The 23,254-nt window shown below is 72.2% G+C and carries 20 protein-coding genes and 1 pseudogene; 11 read left to right on the plus strand and 10 right to left on the minus strand.

What is annotated here, in order from left to right; all coding sequences use genetic code 11:
* Positions 1–132 precede the first annotated feature (132 nt).
* Both ACIQWG_RS02175 and ACIQWG_RS02180 read right to left on the minus strand, forming a co-directional pair.
* Positions 133–258, minus strand: a pseudogene (locus ACIQWG_RS02175) (NPCBM/NEW2 domain-containing protein); the annotation flags it as partial.
* Between the two features lie 149 nt (positions 259–407).
* Complete coding sequence (locus ACIQWG_RS02180) at positions 408–2,417, minus strand: NPCBM/NEW2 domain-containing protein (RefSeq protein WP_404089267.1); 2,010 nt, start codon at positions 2,415–2,417, stop codon at positions 408–410.
* 192 nt (positions 2,418–2,609) lie between these two features.
* On the opposite strand from ACIQWG_RS02180, the gene ACIQWG_RS02185 reads away from it, so the two are divergent.
* The 3 genes from ACIQWG_RS02185 (at position 2,610) to ACIQWG_RS02195 (ending at position 5,169) form a co-directional block, all read left to right on the plus strand.
* On the plus strand, positions 2,610–3,608 hold the full coding sequence (locus tag ACIQWG_RS02185; protein WP_404089268.1) for a TIGR01777 family oxidoreductase: 999 nt from the start codon (positions 2,610–2,612) through the stop codon (positions 3,606–3,608).
* 30 nt (positions 3,609–3,638) lie between these two features.
* Entirely contained in the window at positions 3,639–3,980 is a 342-nt protein-coding gene (locus tag ACIQWG_RS02190) for a hypothetical protein (RefSeq protein WP_404090837.1), read from the plus strand.
* A 145-nt stretch (positions 3,981–4,125) separates the two neighbouring features.
* A complete protein-coding gene (locus ACIQWG_RS02195; protein WP_404089270.1) occupies positions 4,126–5,169 on the plus strand; it encodes an NUDIX domain-containing protein in 1,044 nt (347 codons plus the stop codon).
* On the opposite strand, the gene ACIQWG_RS02200 is transcribed toward ACIQWG_RS02195, so the two are convergent.
* Both ACIQWG_RS02200 and ACIQWG_RS02205 read right to left on the minus strand, forming a co-directional pair.
* A complete protein-coding gene (locus ACIQWG_RS02200) occupies positions 5,136–6,194 on the minus strand; it encodes a protein kinase family protein (protein ID WP_404089272.1) in 1,059 nt (352 codons plus the stop codon). The genes ACIQWG_RS02195 and ACIQWG_RS02200 overlap by 34 nt on opposite strands.
* A gap of 25 nt (positions 6,195–6,219) precedes the next feature.
* Positions 6,220–7,575 (minus strand): dipeptidase, encoded by a 1,356-nt coding sequence (locus tag ACIQWG_RS02205; RefSeq protein WP_404089274.1) that lies wholly within the window; start codon positions 7,573–7,575, stop codon positions 6,220–6,222.
* Positions 7,576–7,708: 133 nt separating this feature from the next.
* Between ACIQWG_RS02205 and ACIQWG_RS02210 the strand changes: the two genes are divergently transcribed.
* The gene (locus tag ACIQWG_RS02210; RefSeq protein WP_404089276.1) at positions 7,709–8,953 is read left to right on the plus strand and encodes a geranylgeranyl reductase family protein; all 1,245 of its coding nucleotides are present in this window, start codon (positions 7,709–7,711) and stop codon (positions 8,951–8,953) included.
* On the opposite strand, the gene ACIQWG_RS02215 is transcribed toward ACIQWG_RS02210, so the two are convergent.
* On the minus strand, positions 8,943–9,392 hold the full coding sequence (locus tag ACIQWG_RS02215; RefSeq protein WP_404089278.1) for a nitroreductase/quinone reductase family protein: 450 nt from the start codon (positions 9,390–9,392) through the stop codon (positions 8,943–8,945). The genes ACIQWG_RS02210 and ACIQWG_RS02215 overlap by 11 nt on opposite strands.
* Before the next feature lie 142 nt (positions 9,393–9,534).
* Here ACIQWG_RS02215 and ACIQWG_RS02220 point away from each other — a divergent pair, with 142 nt between their 5' ends.
* The 3 genes from ACIQWG_RS02220 to ACIQWG_RS02230 all read left to right on the plus strand — a co-directional run bounded on the left by ACIQWG_RS02220 (position 9,535) and on the right by ACIQWG_RS02230 (position 12,229).
* A complete protein-coding gene (locus tag ACIQWG_RS02220) occupies positions 9,535–10,230 on the plus strand; it encodes a TetR/AcrR family transcriptional regulator (protein WP_404089280.1) in 696 nt (231 codons plus the stop codon).
* Between the two features lie 92 nt (positions 10,231–10,322).
* Positions 10,323–11,567 (plus strand): sensor histidine kinase, encoded by a 1,245-nt coding sequence (locus tag ACIQWG_RS02225; protein ID WP_404089282.1) that lies wholly within the window; start codon positions 10,323–10,325, stop codon positions 11,565–11,567.
* Positions 11,564–12,229, plus strand: a complete 666-nt coding sequence (locus ACIQWG_RS02230; protein WP_404089284.1) for a response regulator — start codon at positions 11,564–11,566, stop codon at positions 12,227–12,229. Before ACIQWG_RS02225 ends, ACIQWG_RS02230 begins: the two co-directional genes overlap by 4 nt.
* Here ACIQWG_RS02230 and ACIQWG_RS02235 read toward each other — a convergent pair.
* Positions 12,190–12,474, minus strand: a complete 285-nt coding sequence (locus tag ACIQWG_RS02235) for a DUF6332 family protein (protein WP_404089286.1) — start codon at positions 12,472–12,474, stop codon at positions 12,190–12,192. The two genes, ACIQWG_RS02230 and ACIQWG_RS02235, sit on opposite strands and share 40 nt — an antisense overlap.
* A gap of 60 nt (positions 12,475–12,534) precedes the next feature.
* Here ACIQWG_RS02235 and ACIQWG_RS02240 point away from each other — a divergent pair, with 60 nt between their 5' ends.
* Positions 12,535–12,945, plus strand: coding sequence for a MarR family winged helix-turn-helix transcriptional regulator (locus ACIQWG_RS02240; RefSeq protein ID WP_404089287.1), 411 nt, complete (start codon positions 12,535–12,537; stop codon positions 12,943–12,945).
* An 18-nt stretch (positions 12,946–12,963) separates the two neighbouring features.
* Here ACIQWG_RS02240 and ACIQWG_RS02245 read toward each other — a convergent pair whose 3' ends face one another.
* Positions 12,964–13,704: a maleylpyruvate isomerase family mycothiol-dependent enzyme gene (locus ACIQWG_RS02245; RefSeq protein ID WP_404089289.1), complete on the minus strand. Its 741-nt coding sequence runs from the start codon at positions 13,702–13,704 to the stop codon at positions 12,964–12,966.
* A gap of 154 nt (positions 13,705–13,858) precedes the next feature.
* Here ACIQWG_RS02245 and ACIQWG_RS02250 point away from each other — a divergent pair, with 154 nt between their 5' ends.
* Positions 13,859–14,446: a DM13 domain-containing protein gene (locus ACIQWG_RS02250; RefSeq protein ID WP_404089290.1), complete on the plus strand. Its 588-nt coding sequence runs from the start codon at positions 13,859–13,861 to the stop codon at positions 14,444–14,446.
* An 86-nt stretch (positions 14,447–14,532) separates the two neighbouring features.
* On the opposite strand, the gene ACIQWG_RS02255 is transcribed toward ACIQWG_RS02250, so the two are convergent.
* On the minus strand, positions 14,533–15,705 hold the full coding sequence (locus tag ACIQWG_RS02255; RefSeq protein ID WP_404089292.1) for an MFS transporter: 1,173 nt from the start codon (positions 15,703–15,705) through the stop codon (positions 14,533–14,535).
* Between the two features lie 257 nt (positions 15,706–15,962).
* On the opposite strand from ACIQWG_RS02255, the gene ACIQWG_RS02260 reads away from it, so the two are divergent.
* On the plus strand, positions 15,963–17,441 hold the full coding sequence (locus ACIQWG_RS02260) for a glutamate-cysteine ligase family protein (protein WP_404089294.1): 1,479 nt from the start codon (positions 15,963–15,965) through the stop codon (positions 17,439–17,441).
* Positions 17,442–17,448: 7 nt separating this feature from the next.
* Here ACIQWG_RS02260 and ACIQWG_RS02265 read toward each other — a convergent pair whose 3' ends face one another.
* A complete protein-coding gene (locus tag ACIQWG_RS02265) occupies positions 17,449–18,558 on the minus strand; it encodes a Gfo/Idh/MocA family protein (protein ID WP_404089295.1) in 1,110 nt (369 codons plus the stop codon).
* Positions 18,528–19,238: a ThuA domain-containing protein gene (locus ACIQWG_RS02270; protein WP_404089297.1), complete on the minus strand. Its 711-nt coding sequence runs from the start codon at positions 19,236–19,238 to the stop codon at positions 18,528–18,530. The genes ACIQWG_RS02265 and ACIQWG_RS02270 overlap by 31 nt, the downstream gene beginning before the upstream one ends.
* Positions 19,239–20,063: 825 nt before the next feature.
* Between ACIQWG_RS02270 and ACIQWG_RS02275 the strand changes: the two genes are divergently transcribed.
* Positions 20,064–23,240 (plus strand): amidohydrolase family protein, encoded by a 3,177-nt coding sequence (locus ACIQWG_RS02275; RefSeq protein ID WP_404089299.1) that lies wholly within the window; start codon positions 20,064–20,066, stop codon positions 23,238–23,240.
* The last annotated feature ends 14 nt before the right edge of the window (positions 23,241–23,254 follow it).

Genomic DNA, 23,254 nt, shown 5'->3' on the forward strand with positions numbered 1-23,254 from the left:
CGCGCTCGCGCTCTCGGGCAAGGCGGGGGCGACTGCCGCGGGGGTCTGAGGCGGCGGCTCGGGCAGGAACGTTCAGCCGCCGGAACCAGGGGTGAGTGGCCCGCGAGAGGCGCGCTCACCCCGCTTCCCGCGTCAGCAGCTCATCCGTGCCTCCGCCCAGTCCCCGTGGTCCGAAGTGACGCCGTCGCCGCCGTCGGTGACGACCAGCCGGATCACCTGGGCGCCGGTCGCGTAGGCCGTGATCGGCTGGGCCGGCATGTCGGCGCCGCGGCGGCCGCGCTCGCGCTCTCGGGCAAGGCGGGGGCGACTGCCGCGGGGGTCTGAGGCGGCGGCTCGGGCAGGAACGTTCAGCCGCCGGAACCAGGGGTGAGCGGCCCGCGAGAGGCGCGCTCACCCCGCTTCCCGCCTCAGCAGCTCATCCGTGCCTCCGCCCAGTCCCCGTGGTCCGAAGTGACGCCGTCGCCGCCGTCGGTGACGACCAGCCGGACCACCTGGGCGCCGGTCACGTCGGCCGTGATCGGCTGGGCCGGCATCGCGTTGGTGAGGACTCCGGTCGAGGCGGCCTTGGTGCCGTCCGCCCAGATCTCGAAGGCGACGGTGCCGTCCGCGCCCTCCTCGTCGTCCACCCCGACCTGCGCGGTGACCGTCTCGCACGCGCCGCCGGCGTAGTACTCGACCGAGCTCTCGGCGTGGACGCCGAGCCCGGTGCCGTACACCACCGATCCGATGGTGATCGGGTTGCCGTCGCCCGCGGCGCTCTCGCCGTTGCTGGTGTCGCGCTCGACCGGGCCCCAGCCGTTGGTGGCCGACAGCCAGGGAAGGCCACCGAGCCCGGACGTGCCCGAGGGCGGTGGTGTCACCACGGTCGCGGTCAGCGGCAGCGCGCTGTCCACGCGGACGCCGGTCGGCGAGCGGTAACTGGCCTTCAGGGTGAGGGCGTACGCCCCGGTGGGCGTCCCCTTCGGTGCCGTGACCGCCCACTTGGTGCGCAGGGAGCGGCCCGTCGGGAGCGTCGGCGTCGTCGTCGGGGACGTGGCCTTCACGGACCATCCCTCGGGTCCGGTCAGCGTGACGGACACGCGCCGGGCGGGGGTACGGCCGAGGTCGGTCACCGTCGACGTGAGGGCCGCCGCCCGACCGGCCTCGACCAACGGGCTGCCGTCCAGGCCGAGTTCGACGGCGGGCGGGTGCTGGGCCCAGCTGCCGTCGGCGGAGACCCGCAGGAGGACCGTGCCGTGCGCGGGCACGGTCGCCGAGATCGTGCCCGCGGTGTTGTAGCTGCGGTGCTGCCACAGGTCGCGCAGCGTGTACGCGTCGGCGTCGGGCAGACCGACCGCCTCCGCGCTCGTGGTGATGCGCTGTGCGGTGCCGGACTCGTTGAAGAGCGCCACCGCGCGGCTGCCGTCCCGCATCTCCTTGGCGACCACCCAGCGCCCGCCGCTGGACGAGACGACGCTGCCCTGCTTGCCCAGCGGGTCCTGGTCGACCGCGATGACGTCGCGGTTGCCGAGGATCTCGAGTGTCTCCGCGGAGGCGGACCGCAGGTCGGAGCCGATGAGCAGCGGCGCGGCCATGATCGCCCACATCGAGAAGTGCGAGCGGTACTCGGTGTCCGTCATACCGCCGTTGCCGACCTCCAGCATGTCGGGGTCGTTCCAGTGGCCGGGGCCGGCGTGGGGTGCGAGCGGCAGGTTCTGCTTGAGGATCGACAGCATCGAGCCCCAGTTGTCGCTGATGTCGCCGGTCGTGCGCCACAGTTGGCCGACGTCGGCCGCCCATTCCCAGGGCTTGTTCTCGCCCCATTCGCAGATGCTGTAGACGATCGGGCGGCCGGTGGCCTTCAGCGCGTCCCGCATGGTCGTGTAGCGCAGCTTGGCGTCCACACCCTGGTTGTTGCAGTTGTCGTACTTGAGGTAGTCGACTCCCCAGTCCGCGAACTGCCGGGCGTCGCTGTACTCATGGCCGAGCGCGCCCGGGAAGCCGGCGGTGTTGCAGGTCTTCGTGCCCGCGCTGGTGTAGATGCCGAGCTTCAGGCCCTTGGCGTGGACATAGTCCGCGACCGCCTTGATCCCGTTCGGGAAGCGGACCGGGTCGGGTACGAGCTTGCCGTTCGCGTCCCGGCTGGGCAGCGCCCAGCAGTCGTCGAGGTTGACGTACTCGTATCCGGCGTCCTTGAGACCTTTCTCGACGAAGATGTCCGCGATTCCCTTGACCATGGACTCGTTGAACTCGGCACGGCAGTGGGTGGAGTTCCAGTTGTTGAACCCCATGGGCGGGGTGAGCGCGAGGCTGTCGTCCGCGGTGGGGGCGGGCGCCGCGGTGGCCGCGGGGACGGCGAGTCCGGCCGCGCACAGCAGGCCCGCCGTGAGTGCGCCGACCAGCCTTCTTCGGGTTGTGCGGGTGTGAAGGTGACGCATCCTTACGTTCCTCCGTACCTGCGAGGCGAGATGACGGCATGTACGCGTCATAGTTCGCTCACGGTAGAACCTGTCGGAGTGTGTTGGAAAGTGGTCTGTACCGAGAAGGGTGTCGTGACCCGCTTCTGAATCCACTTTTGAACGTGTTCAAGAAGCTGCGCTAGGCTGGTCCCCGGACAAGAGGGGGACTCGATGAAGATAGTGATTCCCGGGGGAACCGGGCAGGTGGGCGCCGTCCTGAAGCGTGCGCTGAGCGGTGCGGGCCATGAGGTCGTCGTGCTGACCAGGCGCCCCACCCGCGACGGCGAGGTCCGGTGGGACGGCGAGACATGGGGCCCGTGGGCCGGGGAGATCGACGGCAGCGATGTCGTGATCAACCTCGCCGGGCGCAGCGTCAGCTGCCGCTACACCCCGGCCAATTTGCAGGCGATGATGGATTCGCGGGTGCACTCCACCGAGATCGTGGGCGAGGCGATCGCCAACGCCGCCCGGCCGCCCCGGGTCTGGCTCCAGATGAGCACGGCCACCGTCTACGCCCACCGCTTCGACGCCCCCAACGACGAGGCGACCGGCCGCATCGGCGGCAGTGAGCCCGATGTGCCGGACTACTGGTCCTACAGCGTCGAGATCGCCAGGGCCTGGGAGCGGGCGCAGGAGGAAGCCCGCACGCCGCACACCCGCAAGGTCGCCCTGCGCTCGGCGATGGTCATGAGTCCCGATCGCGGCGGTGTGTTCGACGTCCTGCTGGGCCTCGCGCGGCTGGGCCTCGGCGGTCCGGTGGCGGGCGGCGGACAGTACGTCTCCTGGATCCACGACCGGGACTTCGTGCGCGCGGTCGAGTTCCTGATCGAGCGCGACGATCTCGTCGGGCCGGTGAACCTCGCCGCTCCCGAGCCGCTGCCGCAGCGCGCGTTCATGCGCGCCCTGCGCTCCGCCTCGCGCGTGCCCGTGGGGCTTCCCGCGACGAGGTGGATGGCCGAGCTCGGCGCGTTCGCGCTGCGCTCGGACACCGAGCTGCTGCTCAAGAGCCGACGCGTCGTCCCCGGCCGGCTCCTCGCCGAGGGCTTCGACTTCACCCACCCGACCTGGCCGGAGGCGGCCGACGATCTCGTCCGGCGGCACCGGCGTGAGCGGCGGCGGGGCGGGGCCGGGATACGGGCTTCGTCCGGTTCGTCCGCAGGCGGGGCGTGACCCCGCGGCCGTTTCACAGTTGAACCGGCCATGAAGAAGCGCAGCATGCTCGCCATCGCCTCACTGGCCACCGGATTCGTCGTCGCCGCGGTCACTCCGTCCCACTCGGCCGAGGCCTCCGGCACCTCCGGCAACGGGTCCCCTGCGGCCGGGCTGCCCGGCACCACCGGTGGTCAGCTCAAGGCCGCCGGCCTGGACATGAGCGGCAAGAACAAGCTCGGCGGAATCGGCACCACCGCTCCCACCAAGCTCGCGGGGATCAACGTGGACCAGACCCTGGACACCTTCGGCAGCGCGATCAACCGTGAGACGGACCGGGCCGTGAACGACGCCCCGCACGGCAAGCAGGGCAAGCAGGGCAAGAAGGGCTGACGAGCCCGCCGACCCGACCGCACGGCGCCGCACCCCCGCATCCCCGGGGGCTCCGGCGCCGTTGTCATGCGCTCTCTACGCAAGCTGGTTTCCATGGCAGTGTGGAGCGGGCAAGCCACAGGGGGCCAACAGAAGAGGGGGAAACGTGATCGTTTGGATCAACGGCGCGTTCGGTGCGGGGAAGACCACCACCGCACGGGAACTGATCGAGCTGATCCCGAACAGCACGCTCTTCGACCCCGAGGTCATCGGCGGAGCACTCACCCACCTGCTTCCGCCCAAACACCTCACCGAGGTCGGTGACTTCCAGGACCTGCCGATCTGGAGACGTCTCGTGATCGACACGGCGGCCGCGCTGCACGCCGAGCTCGGCGGGACCCTCGTGGTCCCGATGACCTTGCTGCGTCAGGAGTACCGCGACGAGATCTTCGGCGGCCTCGCCGCCCGCCGGATCACCGTCCAGCACGTCCTGCTCACCCCGGCGGAAACGATCCTGCGTGAGCGAATAGCGGGGCGCGAGATCCCGTCGGACCTGCCCGACGGCGAGATACGGGTCCGGCAGTGGTCGTACGACCACATCGAGCCGTTCCGCGCCGCGCTCGCCGCCTGGCTCACCGCCGACGCCCACCCGGTCGACAACAGCGGCCTGACGCCGTACGAGACCGCCGTGCGGATCGCCGAGGCGGTCGGCGACGGTTCGGTCCCCGTCTGCGACATCGTTCAGACGCCCGAGCCCACCGCCGAGACCCTCGCCTCGGGTGTGCTCCTCTTCGACGAGCAGGACCGCGTGCTGCTGGTCGACCCCACGTACAAGGCCGGCTGGGAGTTTCCCGGCGGTGTCGTCGAACGCGGCGAGGCTCCCGCGCGCGCGGGCATGCGCGAGGTCGCCGAGGAGACGGGGATCCGGCTGGAGGACGTGCCCCGGCTCCTGGTCGTCGACTGGGAGCGGCCCTCACCGCCCGGCTACGGCGGTCTGCGTCTGCTCTTCGACGGCGGCCGGCTGGAGTCGGAGAAGGCCGAACGGCTGCTGCTGCCCGGCCCCGAGCTGCGTGACTGGCGCTTCGTGACCGAGGAGGAGGCCGCCGATCTGTTGCCGCCGGTGCGCTACGAGCGGCTGCGCTGGGCGCTGCGGGCGCGGGAGCGCGGGGCGGCGCACTATCTGGAGGCGGGCGTTCCGGCGCCTTCCTGAGCGCGTCGCAGCTCCTCGTACGGATACGGGGTCAGCCTGCTCTCGTGCAGCAGCCGCTCGGTGAAGTCACCCATCACCACGGCCAGTGGCGCGTACCGCTCGATGATGCCGGCGGCGGCCCGCGGGATGTCCCGGGGGCGCGCCCCGTCGGCGCACTCACGCACGAAGGCCTCGCGAGCGTCCTTGCCGTAGCCGTACAGGGCGCTCGCGAGCCAGTCCACGAAGTGGAAGGCCGTGTAGTCGCGGTCGTAGTGCCGGTGCCGCTCGTGGAAGACGCGCTCCTGCGGGGTGAGCGAGAAGCGGTCCGAGAGAGCGAGGCCGTAGTCGGCGAAGTAGAGCCGGTGCCCGTCCGTGAGGATGTTCAGGAAGTGCGCGTCGAAGTGCAGCAGTCCGCTCTCGCGGAGGAAGCCGGTGGCGGCCGCCAGCTCCCGTTCCACGAACGCGCACGCGGCGTCGGCCTCCTCCGTGCGCAGCCGGGCGCTCAGCCATTCGTTCAGCGTGTACGGCACGTACTCCAGGAACAGCGCCAGGCTCGCGGACGCCGTCCGCAGCCCCTCGACGCGTTCGCGCACCGGCGGGCCGCCGCCCCAGTAGGCGACGGCCCGCTCCACGTCGGAGAGCAGCTCCGGCAGCGGCTGCGGTTCGTCGGGCAGCACCCGCCAATGGTGTGTCAGCGGGAAGCCCGCGAACCGGTCGGCGAGGACCCAGTTCGTGGTCATCGTGTGCACGGCCAGCTCCCGCCAGGCTCCCACGCCCGGACTGCCGATGCCGTAGTGGAAATAGGGCGGCAGTCCGAGCAGGTTCGCCGTGGAGCGCACGTTCTCCGGCCGCAACTCGACGTCGGTGAGCCGGACCCGCTTCACGAAGACGCGCCGACCGTCCACCTCGATCAGCGTCGAACGCCCGCCGATCCCGGCACCGAGCGGCTCGCCCGACTCCACCAGGGCCGCGAGTTCAAGGTCGCTGAGCAACGCGAGAGACGTGGCGATATCGGTGTGGGCGGCGAGGCGCTCGGTGCGGATCATCACCCCATGATCTGCTGCGGGCGGCTCAACTCGCCGCGTAATTACGGAGGAACAGCGCCTCCGTGACCGACAGCCGCTCCAGCTCCTGCGGCGACACGCTCTCGTTCACGGCGTGGATCTGCGCCTCCGGCTCGCTCAGGCCGATCAGAAGGATCTCCGCCTGCGGGTACAGCGCGGCGAGGGTGTTGCACAGCGGGATCGAGCCGCCCTGGCCGGCGTACTGCATCTCCTGACCCGGGTACGCCACCGCCATCGCGTCCGCCATCGACTGGTACGCCGGGCTGCTGGTGTCGGCGCGGAACGCCTGGCCCTGCCCGATCTGCTCGGTGCGCACCCGGGCGCCCCACGGTGTGTGCGTCTCCAGGTGGGCCTCGAGCAGCTTGGTCGCCTCGACCGCGTCCACGCCCGGCGGCACCCGGAGGCTGATCAGCGCCCGCGCACTCGCCTGCACCGACGGGGTGGCGCCGACGACCGGCGGGCAGTCGATGCCGAGAACGGTGACGGCGGGGCGCGCCCAGATGCGGTCGGCGACGGTGCCGGAGCCGATCAGACCGACGCCGTCGAGCACCTTGGCGTCCGCGCGGAACTGCTGCTCCTCGTACTGGAGCCCCTGCCAGGCCGACTCGCCGGTCAGCCCGTCGACCGTGGTGGAGCCGTCCGCCGCGCGCAGCGAGTCCAGTACGCGGATCAGCGCGCCGAGCGCGTCCGGCGCGGCGCCGCCGAACTGGCCGGAGTGCAGGTTGCCTTCGAGCGTGTCGATCTGCACGCGGACGAGCGTCATACCGCGCAAGGTCGAGGTGACCGTCGGCAGGCCGACGCGGAAGTTGCCCGCGTCGCCGATCACGACGGTGTCGGCCTCCAGCAGGTCCGGGTGCTGCTCGGCGTACCGCTCCAGACCGCCGGTGCCCATCTCCTCCGAACCCTCGGCGATCACCTTCACATGCACCGGGACGCCGCCGTTGGCCTTGAGCGCGCGCAGCGCCAGCAGGTGCATGATCACGCCGCCCTTGCAGTCGGCGGCACCGCGCCCGTACCAGCGGCCGTCGCGCTCGGTCAGCTCGAAGGGCGGGGTGCTCCAGGCGGCCTCGTCCAGCGGGGGCTGCACGTCGTAGTGGGCGTACAGCAGGACCGTCTTCGCGCCCGCGGGGCCCGGCAGGTAGCCGTACACCGACTGCGTGCCGTCGGGTGTGTCGAGCAGGGCCACGTCCTCGAAGCCCTCGGCGCGCAGCGCGTCGGCGACCCAGCGGGCCGCTCCCTCGCTCTCGGCCTTCGGGAACTGGTCGAAGTCCGCCACCGACTTGAAGGCCACCAGTTCGGTGAGCTCCGCCTTCGCCCTGGGCATCAGTGAGGCGACGGTCTCGGCAACCGGATTCGACGACATGGGCACGCTCCTTGTGGGTGCGACGTTGTACGTGTGAGTGCTGTGATCCTCCCACAGCGGCCTGCGACGACGTCCGCCGTAGGATGCGGGGGACAGCAGCAGGCGGCGGCTTGATCGGGAGCAGTAGACCATCGTGAGCAGCGAGAACTCTTCGGCGGACGACGTGCGGCAGGTGTGGGACGTCGTCGTGGTGGGTGCGGGACCGGCGGGGGCCTCGGCCGCGTACGCGGCGGCGGTCGCCGGGCGGCGCGTGCTGATGCTGGAGAAGGCGGAGCTGCCCCGCTACAAGACGTGCGGCGGCGGCATCATCGGCCCCTCCCGCGACTCGCTCCCGCCCGGCTTCGAGCTGCCCTTCCGGGACCGGGTGCACGCGGTGACGTTCTCGAACAACGGCCGCTTCACCCGCACCCGCCGCTCCAAGCAGATGCTGTTCGGGCTGATCAACCGGCCGGAGTTCGATCAGCAGCTGGTCGAGCACGCGCAGAAGGCGGGCGCCGAGCTGCGTACGGGCGTCACCGTCCAGCGCGTCGAGCAGCACGGCTCGGCGGTGCCGGACCGGCGCAGCGTCGCCGTCGTCCTCCAGGGCGGCGAGACGCTGCTCGCGCGGGCCGTGGTCGGGGCGGACGGCAGCGCGAGCCGGATAGGGGCGCATGTCGGGGTGAAGCTCGACCAGGTGGATCTCGGCCTGGAGGCGGAGATCCCGGTGCCCGAGACCGTCGCCGAGGACTGGAAGGGCCGGGTCCTCATCGACTGGGGGCCGATCCCCGGCAGTTACGGCTGGGTGTTCCCCAAGGGCGACACCCTGACGGTCGGGGTCATCTCGGCACGCGGTGAAGGCGCCGCGACCAAGCGGTACTTGGAGGAGTTCATCGGGCGGCTCGGGCTCGCCGGGTTCGAACCGAGCATCTCCTCCGGGCACCTGACACGCTGCCGCGCCGACGACTCGCCGCTGTCCCGCGGGCGCGTGCTGGTGTGCGGTGACGCGGCGGGGCTGCTGGAGCCGTGGACCCGCGAGGGCATCTCGTTCGCGCTGCGCTCGGGGCGGCTGGCGGGGGAGTGGGCGGTCAGGATCGCGGAGGCGCACGACGCGGTGGACGCCCGGCGACAGGCTCTGAACTACGCCTTCGCGGTCAAGGCGGGCCTCGGCGTCGAGATGAGCGTCGGCAGGCGGCTGCTGACGGTGTTCGAGCGCCGCCCGGGACTCTTCCACGCGGCACTGACCGGATTCCGGCCGGCCTGGAAGGCCTTCATGGACATCACCCGTGGCTCCACGTCACTGGGTGAGATCGTCCGCGGTCACCCCATGGCCCAGCGTGCCCTGACCGCGCTGGACCAACGCCAGGCCGCGGTATCGGCGGGCGACGAGGTCACTTCCTGACGGTGATCCGGAAGACGGGGTGGTCCTGGGCCGCCGCGACGATCTCCTCGTCGGAGGACTTCGCGGTGACCCCGTTGAAGTACTGGTTGACCTCCCAGCCCCACTTCTCCAGATAGGTCCGCAGGATCGGGAGCTTCTCCTCGTCGGGAAGCTCCACCGCGGAGAACGCCCGGACCCGGCGCCCGACCCGCAGCTCCCCACCGCCCGCGGCGCGCATGTTGCGCACCCACTGGGAGTGACCGCGGGCCGAGACGATGTACTGCGTCCCCTCGTGGATGTGCGGGTTCACCGGGATGCGCTGCATCCTGCCGCTGTTGCGTCCGCGCACGGACATCTCCGCCGTGCCCGCGATGCTGAATCCGTGCCGGGCGAGCCAGCCGACGACGCTGTTGAAGCGGACGTTGAGCGGGCTGCCCTTGAGGTAGTACGGCGATGACATGGGGACCCCCAGTGGACGTTTCAGACGTTTGAGAGAGCACTGCTCTCGCTTGAGAGCAGTGTGCACGAGATCGGTGGTCCAGAGCAAGAGCAGTGCTCTCGATTGTGTGCACTGCTCCGATTCTCATGGGAGACTGGCTCACATGAGCAGTCGCACCGCACAGGGCGCCCGTGCCCGCGCCAGGATGGAAGTCACCGCGGCCATCAAGGACGAGGCCCGCAGACAGCTCGCGGCCGAGGGCGCCGCGAAGCTGTCGCTGCGTGCCGTGGCCCGCGAACTCGGCATGGTCTCCTCCGCGCTCTACCGCTACTTCCCCAGCCGGGACGACCTGCTGACCGCTCTCATCATCGACGCCTACAACTCCATCGGCGAGCGTGCCGAAGCGGCGCACGCCGAGGCCGCCGACGCCGGGCCCGTCGGGCGCTGGACGGCGGTCGCGGAGGCCGTACGGGACTGGGCGCTCGGGCACCCGCACGAGTACGCCCTGATCTACGGCTCGCCCGTGCCCGGATACACCGCGCCCGACACCACGGTCCCGCCCGCCTCCCGTGTCGGCCTCCTCTTCATCGGCATCGTCCGCGACGCCCACCGCGACCCGGGCCTCACCGAACCCCCGTCGCTGCCGGACGACCTGCGCCCCGAGGCCGAGCGCATGGCCGCGGACCTGGCGCCCGACCTCCCCCCGGCGACGGTCGCGGCTCTGATCGCCACCTGGGCCGAGCTCTTCGGGCTCGTCGGGTTCGAGCTGTTCGGGCAGTTCAACCGGGTCGTGGAGGACAGGGCGGCGTTCTTCCGGCACGCGGCGGCCCGGCTGGCGCGGGGCGTGGGCCTGAAGTGAGCCGGTCGGCGGGGCGTACTTCACGGGGAGTACGCGTGATCACCACGTGCGGCTGACGCCGCCCGGCAGCCATCGCGTCTAGCGTGGCGGACATGGACGAGCAGCAGGTACGCCGGGGCGGCGGCCCGCCGATGTGGTGGCGGCACGGCCCGCCGTGGTGGAACCGCTGGGACGGCGAGGAGCACACCCCCCGCTGGCCCTGGCGCTCCACCGTGCTGATCACCGTCTTCGTGCTGGCCGGCTCCCAGTTCGCGGCCGAGGGCCAGGGGGACCACCGGGAACAACTCGACCCCTTCGCGCGGGTGCTGCTGTTCGTGGCGTCGGGACTGCTGCTGTGGCGCAAGCGGTATCCGGTGGCCGTCGTCTTCGGCACCTCGGTGGCCGCCACCCTCTACCTGGGCGCCGGCTACCCCTACGGGCCGATCTTCCTCGCCCTGGCCGTGGCCTGCTTCAACGCCATCCTCACCGGACACCGCAAAGCCGCCTGGGCGGCGGTGGGCGTCTTCTGGGTCGGGCACGCGCTCGTCGCCCACTGGCTCTACCAGTGGCTGCCGCCGTCCGGTGACTCGGCCGCGCCCTGGTCGCAGGAGGGCGTGATCGCCGCCTGGGTCGCGGCGATCGTGGCGGTGTCGGAACTGGCCAAGACCCGCCGTGAACAGTGGGCGAAAGAACGGGCCGAGCGCGCGCAGGCGGCGCGGCGGCGGGCCGACGAGGAGCGGCTGCGGATCGCCCGCGAGCTGCACGACGTCCTCGCCCACAGCATCTCCGTGATCAATGTCCAGGCGGGCGTGGGCCTCGCGCTCCTCGACACCGACCCCGAGCAGGCGCGGACCGCGCTCACCACCATCAAGGCCCAGAGCAAGGAGGCCCTGGGCGAGGTCCGTCAGGTCCTGGACACGCTGCGCACCCCCGGCGACGCCCCGCGCAGCCCGGCGCCGGGCCTCGACCGGCTCCCCGAACTGGTGAGCCAGGCGGCGAGCGCCGGCCTCACCGTCGACATCGAGGGCGAGCCGCCGCGCCTCGCGCCCGGCACCGACCTGGCCGCCTTCCGGATCGTCCAGGAGGCCCTCACCAACGTCGTACGCCACTCCGGATCGCGGCACGCGCGCGTGCAGCTCGATCACGCGGACGGCGCGACGCTACGGCTGAGGATCGACGACGACGGCCCCGCCACCGGCGCCGACGCGGGCGGCAGCGGCAACGGGTTGGCCGGAATGCGGGAGCGGGCCGCCGCGCTGGGTGGCACGATCGAGGCGGGTCCGCGCGCGGACGGCGGCTTCCGGGTGCTCGCCGTACTGCCGTTGAAGGCCCCCGCCGAGACCGAGGAGGACCGGTGATCCGCGTACTGCTCGCCGACGACCAGTCGCTGGTGCGGGCGGGCTTCCGGGCCCTGCTCGACGCGCAGCCCGACATCGAGGTCGCCGGGGAGGCGTCCGACGGTGAGGAAGCGCTGCGCAAGGTGCGCGAACTGCGCCCCGACATCGTCCTGATGGACATCCGCATGCCGCTCCTCGACGGCCTCGCCGCCACCCGCGAGATCACCGAGGACGAGGCTCTGCACGGGGTGAAGGTGGTCATGCTCACCACCTTCGAACTCGACGAGTACGTCTTCGAGGCCATCCGCTCGGGCGCCTCGGGCTTTCTGGTCAAGGACACCGAGCCGGAGGAACTCCTGCGTGCCGTGAGAGCGGTGGTCGAGGGGGACGCACTGTTGTCGCCGGGCGTCACGAGGCGGCTGATCGCCGAGTTCGCCGCGCGCTCCAAGGAACCGGCGGCGGCCGACGCCCTCACCGAACTCACCGAGCGCGAGCGGGAGGTGATGGCGCTGGTCGGCATCGGCCTGTCCAACGAGGAGATCGCCCGCCGCCTGGTGGTCAGCCCCCTCACCGCGAAGACCCACGTCAGCCGGACGATGGTGAAGCTCGGTGCCCGGGACCGGGCCCAACTCGTCGTGCTGGCCTATGAGTCGGGGTTGGTGCGGCCGGGGTGGCTGGGCTGAGGGTTCTGCCGGAACCGCATCAGCACGCTGACGACCCGGGCGAAGAACAGCACGACCGCGACGGTGGCACCCACGCCGACGAGAACACCGCGCACCCCGTCCGACAGGTCGAAGACGAAGGCGGGCCCGGCGACCGCTCCGAACAGCAGAGCCGCCGCGAACGCCGCGCTGAACAGCGCGTAACCGATCTCGACGGTGATCGCGTCCCGTTCGGCCTGACCGCGGCGTCCCCCATGGTTCTCCATATGTTGAGTCAAACAGGGGTGCGTCGGATGGAGCAAGCGGCCGCGCGCTACAGTGCGCGCATGGCGGCGACGAAGGCCGAACAGGCGCTTGTGACCCAGTGGCGGGACATCCTGGCGTTGCATGCGCGCACCCAGTGCGAACTGGACCGCGCACTGCACCGACACGGCCTGTGCGCCAGCGACTTCGAGGTGCTGGACGTCCTGGCGGAGGGCTCGGCCCGGCGTGGCTCGACCGGTCCTCGGCGTGGTTCGTCGCTCCGCGTGCAGGAGATCTCCGAGCGGGTGCATCTCAGTCAGAGCGCGCTGTCCCGGCTGATCGCCCGGCTGGAGAAGGACGGCCTCGTCGAGCGCTGCATGTGCGAACAGGACCGGCGTGGCGTCGTCGTCGCCCTCACCCCCAAAGGGCGGGCACTGCACGGCGAGGTGCTGCCCGAGCAGCGCGCGGTACTGACCAGGATGCTGGCGAACTGACCGGCGTACGGCCGGAGTTCAGCTCCAGGTGACGGCGGAGTTCTCCCGCCACAATGTGGCCGTCGACGCGTCGCCGCTGACGTGCGGGAAGGGCAGCCGGTTCCAGAGCGCGAGATAGAGCTGCGCGGCCGGTCCGGCGATCTCACAGTCCGCGCGGCCCGACTCGCCTCGCTCGGTCGCGGGCGGCTCCTGCGACAGCCGTACGGTCCACACCGCGTCGTCCGTGTCCGTGGCCCGCACCCGCAGCACCCGGGGCTCGGCGCTGCGGACCCGGCTCCTGTTCCGGGCGTGGAAGGCGCACAGCAACTCGTCGACGCCGTCCGCCGCAAAGCCGGGTTCGATCACGCTCGGGGTGCCGCCGCGCGCGGACTCGGCGTCGAAGCGGTGCACGGTCGTCTCGTGCGCCTGCCGGCGAGCCCAGAACGCCAGGGGCGACGGGGCGGGCAGGAAGCTCCAGCACCGGACGTCGGCGGGGGCATCGGTGAGAGTGTCGACCAGGTGGCGATGCCCCTCCCGGAACCAGGCGAGCAGTTGTGCCCCGTCGAGGTCGGGCAGACCGCCGTCCGGGTGGTAGGCGGTGTGCCCCTCGGCCACGAACGCCGCCGCCCACCGGTGCACCATCCCCGTGTGCCGCACCAGATCCCGCACCTGCCAGTCCGGGCAGGTCGGCACCTTGGCGTCGGCCCCGGCCTCCTCGGCGGCCGCGGCCAGCAGCGGACCCTCGCGGTCCAGGGTTCGAACGAAGTCGGCTGTCTCCATGGGGCTGAGTGTGCCCGATGGGGCGCGGTCGAGGGGAGCCCCGGCCGCACGGGTCCGGACGTAAGGGTTTCGTCATCACGCTCGGTGTACGCGACCGGCCCCGCGTTCAGTTGAATGGTGTGCCGAAGGACAACTCTCAGGAGGCGGGACGGACATGGGGCGCGTGCGGAAGGCGCTGGGCAGGCCGCTGGGCATCGGGGTGCTGGTGCTGATCGTCGCGGCGGGCGGCTTCGGGCTGTACTGGTTCCAGCCGTGGAAGCTCTGGCAGGACCGGACCGTGGAGGAGGCGCTGCCCGTCGCGGCGGGGACCCCGTCGCCGGGCGCCGAAACGGCGAAGGGCACTGAGGGGGCCGAGGGGGCCTCCGGTACGCCCTCCCCGGCGCCCGGACCCAAGACGCTGGCCGCCGGCGAGCTGATCAGCCATGAGCACGCTACGTCGGGCACGGTGAAGCTCGTGCGGCTGGCCGACGGCTCCCATGTCGTACGACTGGAGAAGCTCGACACCAGCAACGGGCCGGACCTGCGGGTGTGGCTGACGGACGCCCCGGTGAAGGAAGGGGTCGGCGGCTGGCGCGTCTTCGACGACGGCCGGTACGTCAGCCTCGGCAAGCTCAAGGGCAACAAGGGCAGCCAGAACTATGTCGTGCCCCAGGACGTCGATCTCTCCCGCTACAGCAGCGTCAGCATCTGGTGCGACCGCTTCGACGTGTCCTTCGGGGCGGCGGAGCTCGCGCGGGCGTGACCGGGTGGGCGCGAGGGCCTCGATGCCCCGCGCCCACAGCCGGGCCGGCTCGGCGTCGTCGTGCTGCGACGACGCACGCGCCCGAGTCAGTCGGTCCTGATCGTGTGCCGCGTCGCGACCCCGATGAGCGTGGCGATCGCGGCGAGCAGGGCGACGCTGGTGAGCGCGACGGGCAGGGAGAACCAGTCGGCCATGAAGCCGATGGCGGGCGGGCCCAGGAGCATGCCGCCGTAGCCGAAGGTGGAGGCCGTGGCTACGCCGCTCGGGCCGGCGAGCATGCCGGCCCGCTCGACCGCCACCGGGAAGAGGTTGGCGAGGCCGAGCCCGGTCACCGCGAAGCCGAGCAGCGCCGCCCACAGCGAGGGCGCGAAGGAGCCGAGCAGCATCCCGGCCGCCGCGGTGGTGCCGCCCGCCACGACGGTACGGCCGTGGCCGAGCCGTTCGAGCAGGACCGTCCCGCTGAGCCGGCCGATGGTCATGGCCAGCGCGAAGCAGGAGTACCCGACGGCGGCCACGCCGGCCGAGGCGTCGAGGTCCTCTTCGAGGTGGAGTGCGCCCCAGTCGGCCATGGCGCCCTCGCCGTATGCCGTGCACAGGGCGATCAGGCCGAAGACGAACACCAGCAGGCGTGTTCTGCCGGCCGGTCGGCGCGGGGACCCGTCGGCGCTCTGCGCGGGGCTCGCGGCCGCCGGTGGTTCGTGGCGCAGCAGGGTGCGGCCGGCGACCGCGGTCACCAGCAGCCCGATCACGGCCAGACCCGCCAGATGCCGGGCGGGGGACAGGGCCCCCGCGACCAGTCCGCCGAGGCCCGCGCCGACCATGCCGCCCAAGCTGAAGGCGGCGTGGAAGCTCGGCATGATGGGCCGGCGCAGGGCGGTGACCAGAACGACGGCCGCGCTGTTGAAGGCGACGTTGATACCGCCGTAGGCCGCTCCGAAGACCAGCAGGACGGTACCGAGCGCCAGTACCGAGTGGGTGAGCGGGGGCAGGGCCACGCTCAGGGACAGCAGGACGGCGCAGACGACCGTGACCTGGTGGGTGCCGTAGCGGCGGCAGAGGCGGCCGGTCAGCGTCATGGTGAGGACGGCGCCGGAGGAGACCCCGAGGAGGGCCAGCCCGAGCGCGCTGGCCGACGCGCCGGTCTGGTCCTTGATGGCGGGGATCCGGACGACCCAGCCGGCGAAGAGGAAGCCGTCCAGGGCGAAGAAGGCCGTGAGGGCGACGCGGAGAGGGGTGAGGTCGGTACTGGTACCCGGCACGACGTTGTGCGAACGGGTTTTGTTTATTAGCGGCACAAACTCAGGCTAGGCGGGTCGGCGGCCGACGACAAGGGGGGCGGGTGGCGGGCCGGCGCGCCATGGCCGATGGTGGTCGGGCGGGCGCCGCGTCCGCCGACCGTCGGCGGCCGGAACGCCGCCCGCCTCGGGACCGCCGCCGTGCTCTGACTGTTCGGGTCCCGCGCGAGGTGCCACCCTGGGACGAGAGGTATCCGCCGAGGGAACTCGGGAGGGCCACGATGGGACGAGACGTGCCGGCTCTCGTGTTCACGCGCGAGGATCGCCGCCGGTACCGGGAGAAGATGCACACCTGCCTCGACGTGCTCGCGCAGATGCTGCGTGAGGCCACCTTCGAGAGCGAGCGGCCCAAGGTGGGGCTGGAGATCGAGCTCAACCTGGTGGACGACGACGGGCTCCCGGCGATGCGGAACACCGAGGTCCTCCAGGCCATCGCCGACCCCGCCTGGTCGAGCGAGCTGGGCCGTTTCAACCTGGAGATCAACATCCCGCCGCGGGAACTGACGACCGGCGGTCCCGGAGCGTGGGAGCAGGCCATCCGCGACGCGCTCAACCACGCCGAGGACCGTGCCTCCGCGGTGGGAGCGCACCTGATCATGATCGGCATCCTGCCGACCCTGGGCGAGGCCGACGTGGGGGAGGCCGCCCTCTCCGGCGATCCCCGCTACCAGTTGCTCAACGAGCAGATCTTCGCTGCGCGGGGCGAGGACCTGCGGATCACCGTGGACGGCGTGGAGCGCCTGTCGACGTACGCCGACACGATCACTCCCGAAGCCGCGTGCACCAGCACCCAGTACCACCTCCAGGTCGCGCCGAGGGACTTCGCCGCCTACTGGAACGCGGCTCAGGCGGTCACCGGCGTGCAGATCGCCCTGGCGGCGAACTCGCCGTACCTCTTCGGCCGGGAGCTCTGGCGCGAGACCCGCATCCCGTTGTTCGAGCAGGCCACCGACACCCGTCCGGTCGAGATCAAGGCCCAGGGCGTACGGCCGCGGGTGTGGTTCGGAGAGCGCTGGATCACCAGCGTCTTCGATCTCTTCGAGGAGAACGTCCGCTACTTCCCGGCTCTCCTGCCGCTGTGCGACGACGAGGACCCGCAGAAGACGCACGACCGTGGCGGAGTGCCGGAACTGGGCGAACTGACCCTGCACAACGGCACGATCTACCGTTGGAACCGCCCCATCTACGCCGTCACCGACAGCGGTCCGCACCTGCGCATCGAGAACCGGGTCCTGCCCGCCGGCCCGACGGTGTCCGACACCATCGCCAACGGCGCCTTCTACTACGGCCTCACGCGCGCCCTCGTCGACGAGGACCGGCCGGTGTGGACGCGGATGTCCTTCTCGGTCGCCGAGGAGAACCTCCACACCGCCGCCCGCGACGGCATCGACGCCCGCCTGTACTGGCCCGGCATGGGCGAAGTGCCGGTCACGGAACTCGTGTTGCGGCGCCTGCTGCCCCTGGCCCACCGGGGCCTCGAACTGGCCGGCATGGACGCGGCCTGGCGCGAACCCCTGCTCGGCATCATCGAGCAGCGCTGTGTCACCGCCCGCAACGGCGCCCTGTGGCAGGTGGAGACGGTCCACCAGCTGGAGAAGTCCGGTGCCGCCGACCGACGCGAGGCGCTGCGGCGGATGACGCGGACGTACATGGACTACATGCATCTCAACGCCGCCGCGCACACCTGGCCCGTGGACTGATCTCCGGTCAGGCGCCGCGTCCCCGCCAGGTCTCGGCCGCCGTCAGCGGCACGGGAAGGGGCGGCCGCGTCGACGTCGTGAGCTCGATGCGGCGTCCCTCGGCCGCCGAGCGGAGCAGGGCGGTCATCGTCTCCAGTACGTGCAGGGCGAGTTCGCCGCTCGCGCGGGGTGCCCGTCGACCGTCCGCGGTGACGAAGTCCAGCAGGCCGACGCCCCGGGCGCCGTCGGCGTAGCCCGCCGACACCGGGAGCGGGCGCCACCCGGTGCCGCCGAGTTCGAAGAGCCGTACCTCGCCGTCGAAGCCGTTCGGGTCCGGAACCGAGAGCGTCCCACGCTCTCCGTGCACCTCGATCGGCGCGGCGGTCGTGGCCACCCCGTCGAAGCTCGTCGTGAGCGTCGTCAAGGCGCCGTCGACGTGCTCCAGGACACCGGTGACGTGTGTGTCCACCTCGACCGGGATCCGCTCGCCCACGCGCGGCCCGGAACCGATGACGCGCTCGGCACGCGGCCGCCCGGCCGCCCCGGTCACGGCACGTACCGGACCCAGCAGATGGACCAGGGACGCGAGATAGTACGGCCCCATGTCCAGCAGCGGGCCACCGCCGGCGGTGTAGTAGAAGTCGGGCTGGGGATGCCAGCGTTCGTGCCCCGGGGTGACCATCACCGCCGACGCGAACTGAGGGCGCCCGATGCTCCCCGCCGCCACGGCCGCACGGGCCGTCTGGACGCCAGTGCCCAGGACCGTGTCCGGCGCGCACCCCACCTCGACGCCGGCCTTCGCCGCGGCCTCCAGCACGGCCTGGGCGTCGGCGAGTTCGGCGGCCAGCGGCTTCTCCCCGTACACGTGCTTGCCGTGACGGATGGCGCCGAGCGCGATCTCGGCGTGGGCCGCGGGCACGGTGAGGTTCAGCACCGTGTCCACGTCCGGGCTGCTCAGCAACTCGCCGACGGACAGCGCCTCGACACCGGGCACCTCGGCGGCGACCGCCGCGGACCGGGCGGCGTCGAGGTCGGCGACCGCGGTGACGCTTACGGCGGGATGCCCGACGAGGGTGTCCAGGTACGCGCGGGAGATGACGCCCAGCCCTACGACGCCGACGCGGTGCGGGTCGCCCACAGCATGCCCCTCTCGACGATGGTGCGTACGGCGGGGTGTTCCAGTACGTCGAGGCTGTGGCCCGGTGTCGTCACCACCACCCGGCCGGCGCCCCACCGCCGGGTCCAGACCGCCGGCGAGGTCACCGGCCGGTGCCAGGGGTGCCACGGCCGGGTGGGATGGGTCGTGGTGGCCAGCACGTCGATCAGGTCGTCGTGCAGCACCCAGTACTGCTCGGTGTGCAGCTCGAAGTCCTCGACGCCCGCCGTGACGGGGTGTTCACGGCCGAGGTCCGTGATCGTGACGGCGTGCGGCAGGTAGTTGTCCTCCTGGTCACCCCGGCGCTCGCACGGTTCCTTGCCCGGGTGCGTGGCGAACTGCCCGCCCACCAGGTGGAGATACTCCGAGGAGGCCCGGAACGAGTCCGCGACGCCCCCGTGCCAGCCGGTGAACCCGGTACCGGTCACGACCGCCGCGCTCAGCCCCGCCACCTGCTCGGCACTGATCTGCGACATCGTGACGCACTGCACCACCAGATCGACGCCGGCCATCACGGCGGCGTCGGCGTAGACGTCGGTGGACTCCTCGATCCGGACGGCGTATCCGTGGTCGCGCAGGAAGGGCAGGAACAGCTCCGTGGCCCGGACCGGCTGATGCCCCTCCCATCCGCCCCGGACCACCAGTGCGTTCTTCCGTGTCATCTCGTCCCTTCCTGGGGCGTGGCACAGCCCTCACTATGTGCCAGGGGCTCGCCCCCGGGAAAGAGTCGCGGGACTACGCGAAACTTTCGGCGCCGGGCCGTACGAGGAGACCTCGACAGGGGACTCGGCGCCCGCAACGGCCGACCTCGCCGTGCGGTGCCCGCCGGGCCGGCGCCGAGGTGACGTTGTCGGTGCCGGCGGCACCACCAGCCGGCCCGCCGGCAGAGCGCGGTCGACCACATCGACGGCGCCCTTGCCGGTCTTTCCCGTCTGGTCGGCCCGTATCGCCGGATCGACCGCACCCCGCGTGTCGAGCCGGTCCGGATCGGCACCGGCAGGGCGCCGAAGACGGCCTCTTCGGCGAACCGGGCGGCCTGGAACTGCTCCCGGAGCGCCTCCACCGCACGCTTCGCCACGGTCCCAGCACGAGGCGACGACGGCACGTTCGAGACATACGGCCGTCGGGAGCGGAAGCCCGGACCGCTCGAAGCCCTCCCGTACCGAGTCGCACGTGGTCCATCCCGATTCGGCCAAGGGTTCGATCTGTTCGCCGGAGAACAAGGCCACCTCCGGTCGGCATGTCGCGGGCCCTGGGTCCGGTCCGAGCCAGCCGATGCGACCGCGTGGCCCGCGCCCACGCGCAGGGGTCGAGGAAACCGGCAGATGCGAATGACTGCCGGTCAGGCCGACCTCGCTTCCGGCCCGGTCGGCCCCAAGAACGGCCGAGATGCGTCGGGGCGGGACCCGTAACCGGCCACCGCCCCTTACGTTGCCACCAGTGGTCTCTCCCGTCCGATCCGCCAACTCCGCGCACTGGGAGCTCCCTTGGACACTGAAGACACCTCTGACGCACCTTCCTCCGGCCCTCTCTCCCGCCGTAGATTCCTCCAGGCCACGGCGACCGCCACGGTCACGGCCACCGCGCTTCCCACCGTCGGCACGCCCGTCGCGTCCGCCGCCTCCGACACGGCCACCACCCTCTCCTTCACCGCCGCCACGGGCGGCTCCGCGACCCTCGCGCCGACCGGGGACCGGCTGGTCGCCGAGGTGCAGAACGTGCTCTGGTCCGTCCCGCGCCGGGGCGGCACCGCCGTCCCGCTCACCCCGCCCGGTCTCGAACCCACCCGACCGCAGTTCTCGCCCGACGGCGCCCGGCTCGTGGTCTGCGCCTACCGCGGCGGCGGCTTCCACCTCTGGACGCTGCGGCCCGACGGCTCCGACCTGCGGCAGCTCACCGACGGCCCCTGGGACGACCGGGGCCCCGCCTGGTCGCCGGACGGCACCCGGATCGCGTTCGCCTCCGAGCGGGGCGGCGACACGGTGACCGGTGCCCCGTACCGCGTCTGGGTCGTGGACGTGCGCACCGGCGCGCTCACCCGGCTCACCGGACGTCCCGGTCAGCACGGCCCCGAGCAGGACGCCCGCTGGGAGGACTTCGACCCGGCCTGGTCGCCCGACGGCGAGCGCGTGCTGTTCGTGCGGGCCGGCGTCACCGCCACCGGCACCCTGCGCGCGACCACCGTCGCGTCGGTGGCCGCCGACGGCTCCGGCCCGGTCAGCACCGAGTACACCGACGACTCCGGCGCCCAGGTCATGACCCCCGCCGTCTCGCCCGCCGGGCGCCTGGCCCATCTGCGTACCACCGCCGCACCCGAGGCCTCCTGCATCCTCGTTGTGGACGGCCGGCCGGTCGCCGTGCGGGGCGACCTGCTGCCCGCGCCGCCCCGCTGGACGGCCGCCGGGCGCCTGCTGCTCACCGTCGACGGGCACTTCCGCCTGGTCGACCCGGACGCGCCCGGCGACGGCGAGGACATCCCGTTCACCGCCACGCTGCCCGTGGACCGGCCCCGGTACCGCGGCAAGACGTACGACTTCGAGGGCTCCGGCACCCGTCCCGTCCGCGCGCTGCACCTGCCCGCCCTGTCCCCGGACGGCCGCAGCGTCGCGTTCGCCGCGCTCAACGCCCTGTGGACCGCGCGGACGACCGGTGGCCGCCCGCCGCGCAAGGTGCTGCAAGTGCCCGCCACCCGCTATGTACTGGCACCCACCTGGACCCCTGACGGCACGGCGCTGGTGTACGCGGACGACCGCGACGGACTGTTCGCCGTACGGCGCCGCGACCTGGCCTCCGGCGAGGAGAGAGTGCTGGCGGACGGCGGACGGGTGTTCCCCGCGCTCTCGCGGGACGGGACGCGCCTGGCCTGCCTGGACATGTCCGGCAACCTCGTGGTGCGGGACCTGCCCGACGGTACCGAACGGGTCCTCGCCGCGCCGCTGGGCTCGGGCGGGCTGCCCGGCCGCCCCAGCTGGTCGCCCGACGGCCGGTATGTGGCCCTGTGCGACCGCAACCGCCTCAACCAGCGCTTCCGGGAGGGCTACAACCTCATCCGCGTCCTCGACACGGCCACCGGGACCGCCGCCCTGCACGCCCTCGCCCCGCACACCTCGCTCTCCGACCGCTACGACTCCGGCCCCGTCTGGTCTCCGGACGGCCGCTGGATGGCGGTGGTCAGCGAGTCGGCTCTGTGGCTGCTGCCGGTCCGCGCCGACGGCACTCCGGACGGCGAGCCACGCCGGCTGACCGGCGAGCCCGCCGACCACCCCTCCTGGTCCGCCGACGCCCACACCCTGCTGTACCTCTCCGCGGGCACCCTGCGCCTGATCGACATCGGCAGCGGCAGGGTCCGTACCGTCCGCGTCCCGCTGGACTACCGCAGACCGCACCGGGACGACACGGTCGTACACGCCGGCCGGCTGTGGGACGGCACCGGTTCGGAGGTCCGCGAGGACATCGATGTCGTCATCCGCGACGGCCGGATCGCCGAGATCGCCCCGCATCGCGGTGGCCGCCCCGCCGCACGTCGTGTCGACGCCGGCGACCGCACCGTCGTCCCGGGCCTGTGGGACGCGCACACCCACCCCTGGCAGAGCACGTACGGCGGCCGGCAGACCGCCCTCCAGCTCTCCTACGGCATCACGACCGCCGTCTCGCTGGGCGGCTTCGCCTACGAGCAGGCCCGCATCCGGGAGGCGGTCGCCGCCGGCGTCCTCGCCGGGCCCCGGCTGCTGGCCACCGGAGAACTGCTCGACGGAGCCCGCGTCGCCTACAGCATGGGCCGCGCCCACCGCACCCGCGAGGGACTGCGCCGCTCGCTGGCCCGCGCCGAGGCGCTGGACTGGGACTTCGTGAAGACGTACGTACGCGCCCCGGGCTGGGTGATGAAGGAGGCCGCCGACTTCGGGCACCGCAGGCTCGGCGTGCGCAGCGGCGGCCATCTGTGCAGCCCGGGTGTCCAGCTCGGCCAGGACCTCACCACCCATCTCCAGGCCACCCAGCGACTGGAGTTCGGGCACGCGACCTCCGCGACCGGCCGCTCCTACCAGGACGTCGAGGAGATCTACACGGGCACCGACTTCCACCTGGTCGCGACCCCGTTCACGGCCATCGCCCTCCTCGGCGCCGACCCCGCGCTCGCGGACGACCCGCGGGTCACGGTGCTCATGCCGCCGTGGGACACCGCACTCGTCCGGGAGGGGGCCGGAAAGCCGCCCTCCGACGCCCAACTGGCCACACTGAACCGGGAGATGGACGTCTACCGGCGGATCCTCGCGGGCGGCGGCCTGGTGGCGCTCGGCACCGACCAGCCGATCGTCCCGGTCGGTCTGCATCTGCACCTGGCCCTGCGCGCCCTGCATCGCGCCTGCCTGTCACCGGCCGAGGTGCTGCGCACCGCGACCCTGCTGCCCGCGCGCGTCTTCGGTGCCGACGCCGATCTGGGCACCGTGGAGGAGGGCAAGCTCGGCGATCTCACCGTTGTGGACGGGGATCCGTTCACGGACTTCGACACGCTGATCCGCACGGTGGCGGTCCTGCGGGGCGGGGTGCTCTTCGAGCAGGAGGACCTGGTCGACGCCTTCGAAACCGCCGGCGAGCGGCATGTCGACGAGGGGTGGCTGGAGGTGAGTCGTTCCATGCGTCGCGAGGGGTGCTGCGAGCTCTGAGCGGGTCACGGGGC

Source organism: Streptomyces sp. NPDC098781, assembly GCF_044759995.1.
Classification (GTDB): Bacteria; Actinomycetota; Actinomycetes; order Streptomycetales; family Streptomycetaceae; genus Streptomyces.